This window comes from Streptomyces aidingensis, assembly GCF_900112355.1.
Lineage (GTDB): Bacteria > Actinomycetota > Actinomycetes > Streptomycetales > Streptomycetaceae > Streptomyces > Streptomyces aidingensis.
Genome location: NZ_FOLM01000009.1, coordinates 173,150 through 187,360 on the forward strand (window position 1 = coordinate 173,150; position 14,211 = coordinate 187,360).

11 protein-coding genes are annotated in these 14,211 nt (G+C 73.9%); 8 read left to right on the top strand and 3 right to left on the bottom strand.

Annotated features, from left to right (window positions below):
• Positions 1-13: 13 nt before the first annotated feature.
• Positions 14-292, bottom strand: a complete 279-nt coding sequence (locus BM242_RS17370) for a hypothetical protein (RefSeq protein ID WP_245834217.1) — start codon at positions 290-292, stop codon at positions 14-16.
• 395 nt (positions 293-687) lie between these two features.
• On the opposite strand from BM242_RS17370, the gene BM242_RS17375 reads away from it, so the two are divergent.
• The 4 genes from BM242_RS17375 to BM242_RS17390 all read left to right on the top strand — a co-directional run bounded on the left by BM242_RS17375 (position 688) and on the right by BM242_RS17390 (position 7,069).
• Entirely contained in the window at positions 688-3,267 is a 2,580-nt protein-coding gene (locus BM242_RS17375) for a sensor histidine kinase (RefSeq protein WP_245834219.1), read from the top strand.
• A gap of 108 nt (positions 3,268-3,375) precedes the next feature.
• On the top strand, positions 3,376-3,762 hold the full coding sequence (locus tag BM242_RS17380) for a DUF742 domain-containing protein (RefSeq protein WP_093839773.1): 387 nt from the start codon (positions 3,376-3,378) through the stop codon (positions 3,760-3,762).
• A gap of 257 nt (positions 3,763-4,019) precedes the next feature.
• The gene (locus BM242_RS17385; protein WP_093839774.1) at positions 4,020-6,068 is read left to right on the top strand and encodes an acetoacetate--CoA ligase; all 2,049 of its coding nucleotides are present in this window, start codon (positions 4,020-4,022) and stop codon (positions 6,066-6,068) included.
• Positions 6,069-6,163: 95 nt separating this feature from the next.
• Positions 6,164-7,069: a hypothetical protein gene (locus BM242_RS17390; protein ID WP_093839775.1), complete on the top strand. Its 906-nt coding sequence runs from the start codon at positions 6,164-6,166 to the stop codon at positions 7,067-7,069.
• Positions 7,070-7,079: 10 nt separating this feature from the next.
• Here BM242_RS17390 and ptsP read toward each other — a convergent pair whose 3' ends face one another.
• The gene (gene ptsP, locus BM242_RS17395; RefSeq protein ID WP_093839776.1) at positions 7,080-8,759 is read right to left on the bottom strand and encodes a phosphoenolpyruvate--protein phosphotransferase; all 1,680 of its coding nucleotides are present in this window, start codon (positions 8,757-8,759) and stop codon (positions 7,080-7,082) included.
• 1 nt (position 8,760) lies between these two features.
• Complete coding sequence (locus BM242_RS17400; protein ID WP_093839777.1) at positions 8,761-9,237, bottom strand: PTS sugar transporter subunit IIA; 477 nt, start codon at positions 9,235-9,237, stop codon at positions 8,761-8,763.
• Between the two features lie 353 nt (positions 9,238-9,590).
• Here BM242_RS17400 and clsA point away from each other — a divergent pair, with 353 nt between their 5' ends.
• The 4 genes from clsA (at position 9,591) to BM242_RS17420 (ending at position 14,202) form a co-directional block, all read left to right on the top strand.
• Entirely contained in the window at positions 9,591-10,178 is a 588-nt protein-coding gene (clsA, locus tag BM242_RS17405) for a cardiolipin synthase ClsA (protein ID WP_093839845.1), read from the top strand.
• A 156-nt stretch (positions 10,179-10,334) separates the two neighbouring features.
• A complete protein-coding gene (locus BM242_RS17410; RefSeq protein WP_093839778.1) occupies positions 10,335-12,830 on the top strand; it encodes a mannose-1-phosphate guanyltransferase in 2,496 nt (831 codons plus the stop codon).
• Between the two features lie 125 nt (positions 12,831-12,955).
• Entirely contained in the window at positions 12,956-13,873 is a 918-nt protein-coding gene (locus BM242_RS17415; RefSeq protein ID WP_425443875.1) for a DUF881 domain-containing protein, read from the top strand.
• Positions 13,870-14,202: a small basic family protein gene (locus BM242_RS17420; RefSeq protein ID WP_093839779.1), complete on the top strand. Its 333-nt coding sequence runs from the start codon at positions 13,870-13,872 to the stop codon at positions 14,200-14,202. Before BM242_RS17415 ends, BM242_RS17420 begins: the two co-directional genes overlap by 4 nt.
• Positions 14,203-14,211: the final 9 nt, after the last annotated feature.

Consider the following 14,211-nt stretch of genomic DNA (forward strand, 5'->3'; position numbering starts at 1 on the left):
CGTCCGTCCCGGGTCACGGCACCTGCCGCCGGCTGCGCGCGGCCGAACTCGGCAGCGACACCACTCCGTGCCGCTGCCGCCAGGCCTGCCGGGTCACCCAGATGTCCAGCACCGCCCAGGTGGCCACCACGGTGCTGGCGAGCATGCACAGCAGCAGCGGAAAGACCAGCCAGGACCCGGCCAGCGCGCACAGCAGCACGGCGACAAGCTGAGTCAGCGTCAGTGCAAGGACAATGACCGCCCGGACGGCGGCTGCCCGCACCGGATCGGGCATCCGGGGCTTTGCGTACACCCGCTCTCGCTCCCCTGTCCAGTATCCGCATATCTGCACGACAAGCCGAGGGCATCGCTGCAAGCCTGACAACAACCGGCATCGGCGCGACGACGACGGCGTTATGACGACATTATGGAGGCGTTGTCCCGGTGGTACGGGCGGATTCGGGCGCCCTCCTCATGGCAGGACGGCTTGCGTACCCGGCACCGGACGGACCAGGATGAGGCGCTCGGACACCGTGCGCCGTCAACGCCTCACCGTCCGATGCACAACAGCCTCAGAGCTTCACCGAAGTCTGGTCACTTACACCGGGGCCCCGGTGCGGCAGGGGCAGCGGTAGCTGAACTCCCTGCGCCCGGGCGGAAACAGGGGAGGGCATGCGCTCTCGCGGAACGTCGATCCGGCGGAAAATCATGGCACTGCTGCTGGTGCCGCTGCTCGCGCTGCTGTCCATCTGGGCCTTCGCGACCGCCATCACCGTGCAGGAGGCACGGCACCTGCTGGCGGTCTCCGCGGTGTTCGACACGCTGGGCAAGCCCGCCGAGGCCGTGGTGCAGGCCGTGCAGGAGGAGCGCCGGCAGGCCGTGGTGTATCTCGCGGACCCGCGCAACCCGGACTCCGCGATGACCAGGAGCCAGCAGGCCACCGACGAGGCCGTCGGCGAACTGCGCCGCCGGGCGGCGGCCGGGGCCCGGGACGATCTCCCCGCCGGCGGCCGGGAGAACCTGGACCTGCTGCTGGAGAAGCTCGGCCAGATCTCCCTGATCCGCGATCAGGTGGCCACCCACACCATCACCCGCAACGGCGCCCTGGACGAATACCGCAAGGTCACCGAGCAGGCCCTGCGGTTCCAGGCCGCGCTGTTCCTGCTGGACAACGTGGAACTCGACCGGCACGGCCGGGCGGTGGTGGGGCTGGCGCAGGCCGCCGAGCACCTGTCCCGGGCCGACGCCCTGGTGGCCGGCGCGCTCGCCGCCGGTCCCGCCATGACCGGACAGGAGCGCCGGGCGCTCACCGACCGGATCGCCGAGCGCCGGCTCTCCTACGACCTCTACCTGGCCGATCTCCCCGACCGGGACCGGCAGGCGCACCAGCGGTTCTGGCAGGGCGGCCAGGGCGTACTGCTGACCGGGCTGGAGGAACAGGTCGTCGCCGACGGCGTGGCCGGGGTGCAGCCGGGCCAGTGGGAGGAGACCAACCGGGACGCGCTGCGGGAACTGCGCGCGCTGGCCGTCACCGCCGGCGACAACCACCAGGACCGGGTCGGCCCGGCCGCCCGCGCCGTGCTCGTCCGGGCCGGTGCCGCGGCCGTTCTGGGCCTGCTGGCCGTGCTGATCTCCGTCACCGTCTCCTGGCGGATCGGCCGGACCCTGGTGCGCGACCTGCGCACCCTGTGGACCCAGGCCAAGGAGGCGGCCGAGGTGCGGCTGCCCGGGGTGATGCGCCGGCTGGCCGAGGGCGAACGGATCGACGCCGCGACCGAGGCCCCGCTGCTGGAGTACGGCAAGGACGAGGTCGGCCAGGTCGGCCAGGCGCTGAACACCCTGCAGCGGGCCGCGGTGGAGGCCGCGGTCAAGCAGGCCGAAGTGCGCCGCGGCGTCTCCGACGTCTTCGTCAACCTCGCCCGGCGCAGCCAGGTGCTGCTGCACAAGCAGCTCAGCCTGCTGGACGCCATGGAGCGGCGCACCGACGACGCCGACGAACTCGCCGATCTGTTCCGGATCGACCACCTCACCACCCGGATGCGGCGGCACGCCGAGGGACTGATGATCCTCTCCGGGGCCGGCCCGGCCCGGCAGTGGCGCAACCCGGTCCAGCTGATGGACGTGGTGCGCGGCGCGGTCGCCGAGGTGGAGGACTACGAACGGATCGAGGTACGCAGACTGCCGCGGCTCGCGGTGGACGGCCGCGCCGTGGCCGATCTGACCCATCTGGTCGCCGAACTCCTGGAGAACGCCACGGCGTTCTCCCCGCCGCACACCGCGGTCCAGGTCACCGGGGAGGACGTGCCCAACGGCTTCTCCCTGGAGATCCACGACCGGGGCCTGGGCATGACCGCCGAGGCCGCGGCCGAGGCCAACCGGCGGCTGGCCGAGAACCCGGAGTTCGACATCACCGACACCTCCCGCCTGGGGCTGTTCGTGGTCGCCCGGCTGGCCCGCCGGCACGATGTGCGGGTCTCGCTGCGGGAGTCGCCCTACGGCGGCACCACGGCCGTGGTGCTGCTGCCGCAGGCCCTGCTCAGCGAGGTCCCCGAGGGCGCGGCGCACGCCCCGCTGCCCGAGCGGCCCGCACCCCCGACGCTGCTCAACGGCCCGGTCGACGGGCCCGTGGAACTGGAGGCCCCGGTCCGGCTGCCGCAGCGGCTGAGCCGGGAGGACCGCCCCGCCCCCGCCGGCGCCGCGTACGACGACAGCGTGCAGCACGCGCCGCTCGACGAGCCGCCGCCGCCCGCTGTTCCGCTGCCGCAGCGGCCCCACGCGCCCGTGCTCGTCGCCGACCACGGCAGGTTCGTCAACCGCGGACGCGACGGGCGGGACCTGCCCGCCCGCGGCGCCCGCCGCGACACCCCGGAGTACCCCGACATGCCTGACATCCCCGACGCCCGCCCGTCCTCCGGCCGTCCCGCCGACTCCTCCGTCCCGCCGTCCGCCGGTGCGTCCGCGCAGCCGCCCGGCACCGGGTCCAGTACCGGCAGCGGCCTGCCGCGCCGCGTGCCCGGTGCCGGGCCTGGCCCGCTGCGCCGCGCCACCCGGGACCATGCCGCCGAGCATCCGTCCGGCGCCGATGCCGATGCCGCCTCCGACGCGCCGGGGCCCGGACCGGCGCCCGTCCCGCCGGAACCGGACGCCGAGGTGGTCCGGCTGCGGCTGGCCTCCTTCCAGCGCGGCTCACAGCGCGGCCGGGAGCAGGCGGAGCGACGCACCGGCCGCCCCCCGTCGGGCCGAGGCGGCGAGGAAGCCGGGCCGGAAGCCGGGGACGAGCGACCATGATGCCGTCCGCGCCACCCGCTCCGGCCCGCGCCCGCTCGGCGCCCGGCCGCCCGCTGCCCACCCGCGTCACCGGCCCCGCGTCCGGGCGGAGCCGGCCAGGCGGCCACCATGACCCTCGGCTGGTTTGACGAGGAGGCCGGACCGGTCGTCCGCCCGTACGCCATGACGCGCGGCCGGACCCGGGCCTCGTCCGGCGCTCATCTCGACCTCATCGCCCTGGTGACCGCCGATGTGCCGCCCGGACGCCACGCGGGAGAGCCGGTGCTGGCCGACGGCCAGACCCTGGCGCCCGAGCATGCCGAGATCCTGCGGCGCTGCCGCCATGCCTCCGAGTCGGTGGCCGAGCTGGCCAGCGGTCTCGATCTGCCGCTCGGCGTGGTCCGGGTGCTGATCGGCGATCTGCTGGAGGCCCGCCTGGTGCGGGTCACCCATCCGGTGGCCGCGCTGCCGGACGAGACCCTGCAGAGCGTTCTGGACGGGCTGCGCACCCTCTGAACGGACACCGCGAACCGGCACCGCGGCCCTCCGGACGGGGCCCGGCGGGCGGCACGGGTGCGGCACACATGGCTCCCGTCGGCCCGTCCCGAGCGATCATGCCGAACGGGATGCCGGGAGTGTGCCGACCACACGTGTGGAGGCTGCGGAATATGGGCGGGCCACCCCTGGTCTGGCGTCCCCACCCGTGACAGTGTCCTTTGGTCCTGCTGGTCTTGCTGGTCTTGCCGCCCATACCGCCCGGAACAGGAGCCGCCATGACGACCGCCCCCGCCGAACCGCCCGCAGGCCCGGACCCGGCACCCGGCCCGGCGCCGGAACCGCTGTGGCGGCCCGGCCCGGAGCGGGTCGGACAGGCCAGGCTCACCCGCTTCCACCGCTGGGCCGCCGAGCGGCACGGCGCCCCGCAGCCGCTGTCCGGCGACCCGCAGGGCAGTTACGCGGCGCTGCACCACTGGTCGGTCACGGAGCTGGAGGCGTTCTGGCGGGCGGTCGCCGAGTGGTTCGGCGTCTCCTTCACCACGCCGTACTCGGCCGTGCTCGCCGACCGGGCGATGCCCGGCGCCCGCTGGTTCCCCGGCGCCACCCTGAACTACGCCCAGCACGCGCTGCGTGCCGCCGAGGACCCGGAGCTGGCCGGCCGCCCGGCCCTGCTCCGGGTGGACGAGCGGCACCGGCCCGAACCGGTGAGCTGGGCCGAACTGCGCCGCCAGGTCGCCGCCCTGGCCGCCTCGCTGCGCCGGCTCGGGGTCCGCCCGGGCGACCGGGTGGCCGGCTATCTGCCCAACATCCCGGAGGCGGTGACCGCGCTGCTGGCCACCGCCGCGGTCGGCGCGGTCTGGACCTCCTGCGCCCCGGACTTCGGCGCCCGCAGCGTGCTGGACCGCTTCCGGCAGACCGAGCCCGTGGTGCTGTTCACGGTGGACGGCTACCGCTACGGCGGCAAGGAGCACGACCGCACCGCCACCGTGGCCGAGCTGCGGGCCGGCCTGCCCACGCTGCGTGCCGTGGTGCACATTCCGGTGCTGGGCGGCGCCGCGCCGCCCGGTGCCCTGGAGTGGGCGGAGCAGACCGCGGGCCCGGCCGAGCCGGAGTACGCCCAGGTGCCGTTCGACCACCCGCTGTGGGTGCTGTACTCCTCCGGCACCACCGGACTGCCCAAGGCCATCGTCCAGTCCCAGGGCGGCATCCTGGTGGAGCACCTCAAACAGCTCGGCCTGCACTGCGACCTGGGCACCGGCGACCGGATCTTCTGGTACACCTCCACCGGCTGGATGATGTGGAACTTCCTGGTCTCCGGGCTGCTGGTGGGCGCCACCGTGGTGCTCTACGACGGCAGCCCCGGCCATCCGCACACCGGCGCCCAGTGGCTGGTGGCGGAGCGCACCCGGGCGACCCTGTTCGGCACCTCCGCGGCCTATGTGACCGCCTGCGCCAAGGCGGGGGTGCATCCGGCCCGGGACCATGACCTGTCCGCCACCCGCTGCGTCGCCACCACCGGTTCCCCGCTGCCGCCGGACGGCTTCCGCTGGCTGCACGAGGAGGTGGCGGCCGATCTGTGGATCGCCTCGGTGAGCGGCGGCACCGACGTGTGCAGCTGCTTCGCCGGAGCGGTGCCCACTCTTCCGGTGTACACCGGTGAACTCCAGGCGGCCTGCCTGGGCACCGGTCTGCAGTCCTGGGACCCGCACGGCAGGCCGCTGACCGACGAGGTCGGCGAGCTGGTGGTGACCACCCCGATGCCCTCGATGCCGGTGCGGTTCTGGAACGACCCGGACGGCAGCCGCTACCGGGACAGCTACTTCGGGATGTTCCCCGGGGTGTGGCGGCACGGCGACTGGATCACGCTGACCTCCCGGGGCGGCGTGGTCATCCACGGCCGTTCCGACTCGACCCTCAACCGCCAGGGCGTGCGGATGGGCTCGGCCGACATCTACGAGGCGGTGGAACGGCTGCCGGAGGTCCGCGAGTCCCTGGTCATCGGCGTGGAACAGCCGGACGGCGGCTACTGGATGCCGCTGTTCGTGGTGCCGGCCGAGGGCGCCGTGCTGGACGACGCGCTGCGCGAGCGCATCCGGGCCGTGCTGCGCCGGGAACTCTCGCCCCGTCATGTCCCGGACGAGGTCATCGAGATCCCCGGCGTGCCCCACACGCTGACCGGCAAGCGGATCGAGGTGCCGGTGAAGCGCATCTTCCAGGGGGTGCCGCTGGAGAAGGCGGTCAACCCCGGGTCGGTGGACGACCCCGGGCTGCTCGCTCACTTCGCCCGGCTGGCCGCCGCGCGCGCCGCCCGCGGGGCGGACTGACGGCCGCCCGGGCCGCCGCCGGCCGGGCGCGATTGTCAGACCGACCCCCTACTCTCGGTGAGCGAAGATACTCGCTGAGCAACGGGGGGAATCCGATGCCGCGCACCCGCAAGCCCGCCGGCCCTGTCCGGCCCGTCACCTCCGCCCGGGACTTCACCCGGGAGACCGTGCGCACCGTGGCGGTGCTCGCCGATGAGGCGAGCTTCGCCCGGATGCACCAGTACGCCGCCTTCCGGCACGAGAGCCATCCCGACTATCTGCGGCGCCTGGAGCGCCATCTGCGCCGCCTGCTCCGCAACGGCGGCTACACCCAGGTCGCGCTGTTCGACCCGGAGGAGTACGCCGAGTTCTGCACCGTGCGCGAGCTCGATCCGGGCCATGCCGCCAGCCGCGCCCGGTACGCGGGGGAGATCGCCACCGCGGGACCTGCCGTGCGCTACCGCGGGCAGCCGCTGGCCCGGCTGCTGCCCGAACTGGTGGCGGTGCGGGACCGGCAGCAGCTCTGGAGCCAGTGCCGGGAGCTGCTGCTCGGCGCCGGAAGCTGCCCGGGCTGCGGCACCCCGCACGCCGACTGCGGGGTGCGGCGGGCCGCGGCGGGACTGGCCGCCGTGCTGGCGGGCACCGGCCCCGGCGCGCATCACCTGGTGTGCACGGTGCTCGCGGATTCCGGCCCGCTCAGCGCCGCCATGCACGCCGAGCGGGACGCCCGGGGCAGTACCGCCCTGCCCGAGCCGGACACCATGCTGCTGTCCATGGTGCTGGCCGTCGCCCTGGCCACCGGCCGCGCCGGAGGGCTGGTGCTGCGCGAGGCCGGGTCCGGCGGCGAGGCCGTCCTCGGCTGGGCCACGGAGGACGGCTGGCTGCGTCCGCTGAGCGAGGCGGAGATCTTCGCCGCCTACTGCACCGACCCGCACAGCGGTGAACCGGTCCCGCCCGAGCCGGGCATCACCTACCGGGCCGCGCCGCCCCTGCCGCCGCCGCCTCCCTGTCCCGGCCCCTGAGCCCCGGGCGCTATTCGCCGCTCAGCACGGAGTGGGCGGCGGCGCGGGCCTCCTCGGCCTCCTCGGCCGCCCGGGCCGCGGCGGCGGCCCGTTCGCACTGGGCCAGAGTGTGCCGGGCCAGGGCGGCGCGCACATAGGGCAGCGCCGAGGCGGCCATGGACAGACTGGTCACGCCCAGCCCGGTGAGCACGCAGGCCAGCAGCGGATCGGCCGCCGCCTCGCCGCACACCCCGCAGCTCTTGCCCTCGGCCTTGGCCGCCTCGGCGGCCAGGGCCACCAGGTCCAGCAGGGCCGGCTGCCACGGGTCCTGGAGCCGGGAGACGGCGCCCACCTGACGGTCGGCGGCAAAGGCGTACTGCGCCAGGTCGTTGGTGCCCAGCGAGAGGAACTCCACCTCCTGGAGGACGGCCCGGGCGCGCAGCGCCGCGGAGGGGATCTCCACCATGGCGCCGGCCCTGGCCCGCAGCCCGGCCTCCCGGCAGGCGTCGGCGAACGCCCGGGCGTCCGCCCGGTCGGCCACCATCGGGGCCATCACCTCCAGATAGACGGGCAGCCCCTCGGCCGCCCGGGCCAGCGCCCGCAACTGGGTCAGCAGCACCCCCGGGTGGTCCAGCAGGGCGCGCAGGCCCCGGACGCCCAGCGCCGGGTTGGGCTCCTCCGCGGGGGTCGCGGGGGTGAGGAAGGCCAGCGGCTTGTCCGCCCCGGCGTCCAGCACCCGGACCACCACCCGGCCCTCCGGGAACGCCTGGAGCACCTGCCGGTACACCTCGGCCTGCATGTCCTCGGACGGCGGGCGGCCGTCGCTCTCCAGAAAGAGGAACTCCGTGCGGAACAGCCCGACCCCTTCGGCGCCCGCCTCCAGCGCCGCCGGCACATCGGCCGGTCCGCCGATGTTGGCCAGCAGGGGGATCTTGTGGCCGTCCGAGGTGGCGCCCGGGCCGGCCGCGGCGGCCAGCGCCGCCCGCCGCTCCTCGGCGGCCCGGGCCAGTTCCGCGCGCTCGGCCGCGTCCGGGTTGACCACCACCTCACCGCTGCTGCCGTCCACCGCCACCAGCGTGCCCTCGGGCAGCTCCACCGCGCCCGGCAGCGCCACCACCGCGGGCACCCCCAGGGCCCGTGCCAGGATCGCGCTGTGACTGGTCGGCCCGCCCTCCTCGGTGACGAAGCCCAGCACCAGGGAGGGATCGAGCAGCGCGGTGTCGGCCGGCGCCAGATCGCGGGCGAGCAGCACGAACGGCTCGTCGCTGTCCGGCACCCCGGGCATCGGCACGCCCAGCAGCCGGGCCACCATCCGGTTGCGCACATCGTCGAGGTCGGCCACCCGGCCGGCCAGATAGTCGCCCGCGCCGGCCAGCAGCGCCCGGTAGGCGGCGAAGGCGTCGTAGGCGGCCCGCTCGGCGGTCGAGCCGACCGCGATCCGCCGTTCGATGTCCGCCATCAGCTCCGGGTCCCGGGCCATCAGCGACTGGGCCTCCAGCACGGCCTGGGCCTCGCCGCCGGCCAGATTGCCCCGGGCGACCAGATCGGCGGCCACCGCCTCGGCGGCCTGCCGCGCCCGGGCCTGCTCGCGGGGCGCCTCGCCGGGGGCGATCCGCCGGGCGGGCGGTTCCAGCAGGGCGGTGCCCATGTGGCGCACCTCGCCGATCGCCACTCCGTGGCTGACCCCGACCCCTTGCAGCTTTGCGTCCATCTCACGCGCCTTCGGACTCGGTTGCGGTGGAGGTCCAGTGGAACAGTGTGTCCCCGGCCCGTACCTCGCGCCCGTCGGCCAGGCCGGTCAGCGCCTCGGCCGTGGCCTCCAGCGCCACCACCGGGCACACCGGGGACCGTCCGGCCGCCGCCACCGCCGCCGGGTCCCACTCGATCACCGGCCGGCCGCGCACCACGGTGTCCCCCTTGGCCACCAGCACCCGGAAGCCCTCGCCGGCGAGCTGCACGGTGTCGATGCCCAGATGGGTGAGCACACCATGGCCGTGGTCGTCCAGCACCACGAAGGCGTGCGGGTGCAGGGAGACGATCGTGCCGTCCACCGGGGCGAGCGCGGCGGCGGGTGCCCGCACCGGGTCGACGGCCGTGCCCGGGCCCACCATGGATCCGGCGAACACCGGATCGGGCACCTGGGCGAGCCCGACGGCCCGCCCGCTCACGGGTGACGAAACAGTGATCATGGCTGGCCTGGCCTCTCCGGGCGCGGCGGCACCGGGAGAGCCGCCTGATGCTGGTGCTGGTCCGGGTATAGGTCTAGACCTGCTGCCGGGTCAAGTCCCCCGGGCCGGTTCTGCCCGGTTCTGAGAATATGCCATGGTTACGTGGTGTTTCGTGCCGCGTCATGGTGGTGTACGGGCCGTGCCCCGGCCCGGGCGGCGGCCCCGCGCACCGGGCCGGTAGGGTCGAGGCGGCACCGCGGACGGCGGCCGGCAACCCGTCCGTCCGGCCGGGTCCACAGCTTCACACGGACAGGCGCGCGGACAGGCGCCGGTATGCACGGGAGGGCCCGCCGGTGGACGCCGAGGAGACAGGCATGCAGACCGACCGGGTGCTCACCGTTCCCAATCTGCTGAGCATGGCCCGGCTGGCGGGCGTACCGGTCTTCCTGTGGCTGATCCTCTCCCCGGTCTTCGACGGCCCCGACCTGGACGGCTGGGCGCTGGCCGTGCTGGCCTTCAGTGGTGTCAGCGACTATCTGGACGGCAAGCTCGCCCGCCGCTGGAACCAGATCAGCGCGCTGGGCCGGGTCCTGGACCCGGCCGCCGACCGGCTCTACATTCTCGCCACTCTCACCGGCCTCACCTGGCGCGAGATCGTGCCCCTGTGGCTGGCGGCGCTGCTGCTCGCCCGGGAACTGATGCTGCTGGTGGCGGTCTGGCTGCTGGACCGGCACGGCTATGCCCCGCCGCAGGTGAACTTCCTCGGCAAGGCCGCGACCCTCTGTCTGATGTACGCATTTCCCCTGTTGCTGCTCAGTGACGGAAGTGGCTGGCTGTCGTCACTGGCTGCTATGTTCGGATGGGCGTTCGCCTGGTGGGGTACAGCGTTGTACTGGTGGGCAGGGATGCTCTACGTCGTCCAGGTCCGCCGACTGCTGAAGGCGACCGCCACAGCCGGCTGAACCCGCCCCGCCGGGACGGCACGGGACCGAAGGACCCGCATCGAGCACCTCCCCGGGGAACGACGTCACCACGACGCCGGAGGGATTTCCGGGCACCGCCCTCCGGACGGGCGCGGCCGGCATGACTGTCGACTCTCTGAGGAGGAGACTTCCGATATGAAGGCCGTCGTGATGGCGGGCGGAGAAGGCACCAGGCTGCGGCCCATGACCGCCAGCATGCCCAAACCGCTGCTGCCGGTCGCCAATCGCCCGATCATGGAGCACGTCCTGAGGCTGCTCAAGCAGCACGGGCTGACCGAGACCGTGGTCACCGTCCAGTTCCTCGCCTCCCTGGTGAAGAACTACTTCGGGGACGGCGAAGAGCTCGGCATGGAACTGACCTATGCCCACGAGGAGAAGCCGCTGGGCACCGCGGGCAGCGTGAAGAACGCCGAGGAGGCGCTCAAGGACGACTCCTTCCTGGTCATCTCCGGGGACGCGCTCACCGATTTCGACCTCACCGATCTGGTCCGCTACCACCGCGAGAAGGGCGCACTGGTCACCGTCTGCCTCACCCGGGTGCCCAATCCGCTGGAGTTCGGCATCACCATCGTCGACGACGAGGGCCGGGTGGAGCGTTTCCTGGAGAAGCCCACCTGGGGCCAGGTCTTCTCCGACACCGTCAACACCGGCATCTATGTCATGGAGCCGGAGGTGTTCGAGTATGTCGAGGCGGACGTCTCCGTCGACTGGTCCGGCGACGTCTTCCCCCGGCTGCTCAAGGAGGGCCGCCCGATCTACGGCTATGTGGCCGAGGGCTACTGGGAGGACGTCGGCACCCACGAGAGCTATGTCAAGGCCCAGGCCGATGTGCTGGAGGGCCGGGTGCGGGCCGACCTCGACGGCTTCGAGATCTCGCCCGGCGTCTGGGTCGCCGAGGGCGCCGAGGTGCACCCCGACGCCCGGCTGCGCGGCCCGCTCTACATCGGCGACTACGCCAAGGTGGAGGCCGGCGCCGAGATCCGCGAGCACACGGTGGTCGGCTCCAACGTGGTGGTCAAGTCCGACGCCTTCCTGCACAAGGCGGTGATCCACGACAACGTCTACATCGGCCCGCAGTCCAATCTGCGCGGCTGCGTGATCGGCAAGAACACCGATGTGATGCGGGCCGCCCGGATCGAGGACGGCGCGGTCATCGGGGACGAGTGCCTGATCGGTGAAGAATCGATTGTGCAGGGCAATGTCCGGGTCTACCCGTTCAAGACCGTGGAGGCCGGCGCCTTCGTCTCCACCTCGGTGATCTGGGAGTCCCGCGGCCAGGCCAATCTGTTCGGCGCCCGCGGCGTCTCCGGGATCATGAACGTCGAGATCACCCCGGAGCTGGCGGTCCGGCTGGCCAGCGCCTATGCCACCACCCTGAAGAAGGGCTCCACCGTCACCACCGCCCGGGACCACTCCCGGGGCGCCCGGGCCCTGAAACGGGCCGTCATCTCCGCCCTCCAGGCCAGCGCCATCGACGTCCGCGACCTGGAGAACGTCCCGCTTCCGGTGGCCCGCCAGCAGACCGCCCGGGGCAGCGCCGGCGGCATCATGATCCGCACCACCCCCGGCCGGTCCGACTCCCTGGACATCCTCTTCCTGGACGAGCGCGGCGCCGACCTCTCCCAGGCCGCCCAGCGCAAGCTGGACCGGGTCTACGCCCGCCAGGAGTACCGCCGCGCCTTCCCCGGCGAGATCGGCGACCTGTCCTTCCCGGCCAGCGTCTTCGACGCCTACACCGGGTCGCTGATGCGTGCCGTGGACACCACCGGCGTGGCCGAGTCCGGCCTGAAGATCGTGGTGGACGCCGCGCACGGCAGCGCCGGCCTGGTGCTGCCCAGCCTGCTGGGCCGGCTCGGCGTGGAGTCCCTCACCATCAACCCCGGCCTGGACGAGACCCATCCGACCGAGACCGCCGAGGAGCGCCGGGCCGGCCTGGTCCGCCTCGGCGAGATCGTGGCCTCCTCCCGCGCCGCCTTCGGGGTCCGCTTCGGCCCGGTCGGCGAACGCCTCTCCCTGGTCGACGAGCGCGGCCGGATCGTGGACGACCACCGCGCCCTGCTGGTGATGCTCGACCTGATCGCCGCCGAGCGGCGCAGCGGCCGGGTGGCACTGCCGGTCACCACCACCCGCATCGCCGAACAGGTCGCCGCCTACCACGGCACCCAGGTGGAGTGGACCACCACCTCGCCCGACGACCTGACCCGGGTCGCCCTCAAGGACGGCACGGTGTTCGGCGGCGACGGCCGCGGCGGCTTCATCGTCCCCGAGTTCAGCAGCGTCTTCGACGCGGCTGCCGCCTTCGCCCGGCTGGTCGGCCTGGTGGCCCGCACCCAGCTCTCGCTCAGCCAGATCGACGCCCGGATTCCGCGCGCCCATCTCCAGCGGCGCGAGATCGCCACCCCGTGGGCGGTGAAGGGCATGGTCATGCGCCGGGTGGTGGAGGCCGCCGGGGACCGCTCGGTGGACACCACCGACGGCGTCCGGGTGGTCGAGGCGGACGGCCGCTGGGTGCTGGTGCTGCCCGACCCGGCCGAGGCCGTCACCCATCTGTGGGCCGAGGGCCCGGACGACGACGCGGCCCGCGAACTGCTCGACACCTGGACCGCGGTGGTCGACACCGCCTCCGGCTGACCGCCCGGCCGGCCCGTCCGCCGTACGGGTGAGGCGCCGCCCGGGCCGGGCCCGGCCCGGGCGGCGCCGCCCTCCCGCCGGGGGCGCTTTCCGCCCTGCCGTGCGCCCGTGCGACCATGTCCGCCATGCCACAGCAGCGCGGAGCCCCCGGCCCCTCCCCGGACGCCCCGGACCGGGCCGCCGCGGCCCGCCCGGACGCCTCCATGTGGCTGCTCAACCAGGTCATGGACCACACCCTCGACGAGGGCTACGAGGAGGAGGCCGCCCGGCGGGCGGCCGAGGGCCGCACCGCGGAAACCGGCCCGCTCCGCCCCTGGCTGATCGCCGGCACCCTGCTGATCGCCATGGTCATCACCCTGGGCGCCGCCCAGGCCCGCAGCTCCCTGCCGGCCGTGGCCAAGGAGCGCCGGGAGCTCATCGACCGGATCGAGAGCGGCACCGAGCGGGCCGACCGGCTCCAGGAGGAGGTCGACGCGCTCCGTGACGACCTGGCCGACCGGGAACGCGAGGCGCTCCGCGAGGAGGGCGGCGAACAGGCCGAGCTGACCGCGCTGCTGGCCGGCGCGGTCGCCGTCACCGGCCCGGGCCTGGAGATCGTGGTCGACGACGCGGAGAGCGTCGCCCAGGGCCTGCCGGACGGCGCGCGCGACGACACCGACACGGGCCGGGTGCGGGACCGCGACCTCCAGCGGATCGTCAACGGCCTGTGGGCCTCCGGCGCCGAGGCCGTCGCGGTCAACGGCCGGCGGCTCACCGCGCTGTCCGCCATCCGGCACGCCGGAGAGGCCATCCTCGTGGACAACCGCCCGCTGGTGCCGCCGTACACCATCCGGGCGGTCGGCGACGGGCCGGTGCTGCGGGACGCCTTCGAGGAGTTCCAGGAGAACCTCAGCAGCGATCTGCTGACCCTGGAGGAGCTGGAGGAGTACTTCGGCATCCAGGTCGAGATGGCGGTCCGGGAGGAGCTGCGGCTGCCGGCCTCGGCGGGACTCACCCTGCGGACCGCCGAACCCCTGCAGACAGGAGAAGGAAACACACCGTGATCGCCGTTCTGGGGCTGGTGCTGGGAGTCGTGGTGGGAGTCCTCACCCGGCCGGTGGTGCCCACCGAGGTGGAGCCGTATCTGCCGATCGCCGTGGTGGCCGCGCTGGACGCCGTGTTCGGCGCGCTGCGCGCCCGGCTGGACGGCAAGTTCAGCGACAAGGTCTTCGTCGTCTCCTTCCTGTCCAATGTGGTGGTCGCCGCGCTGATCGTCTTCCTCGGCGACAAGCTCGGTGTGGGCGCGCAGCTCTCCACCGGGGTCGTGGTGGTGTTCGGCATCCGGATCTTCTCCAACGCCGCCTCCATCCGCCGTCACATCTTCCACGCCTGACCCGCCTGA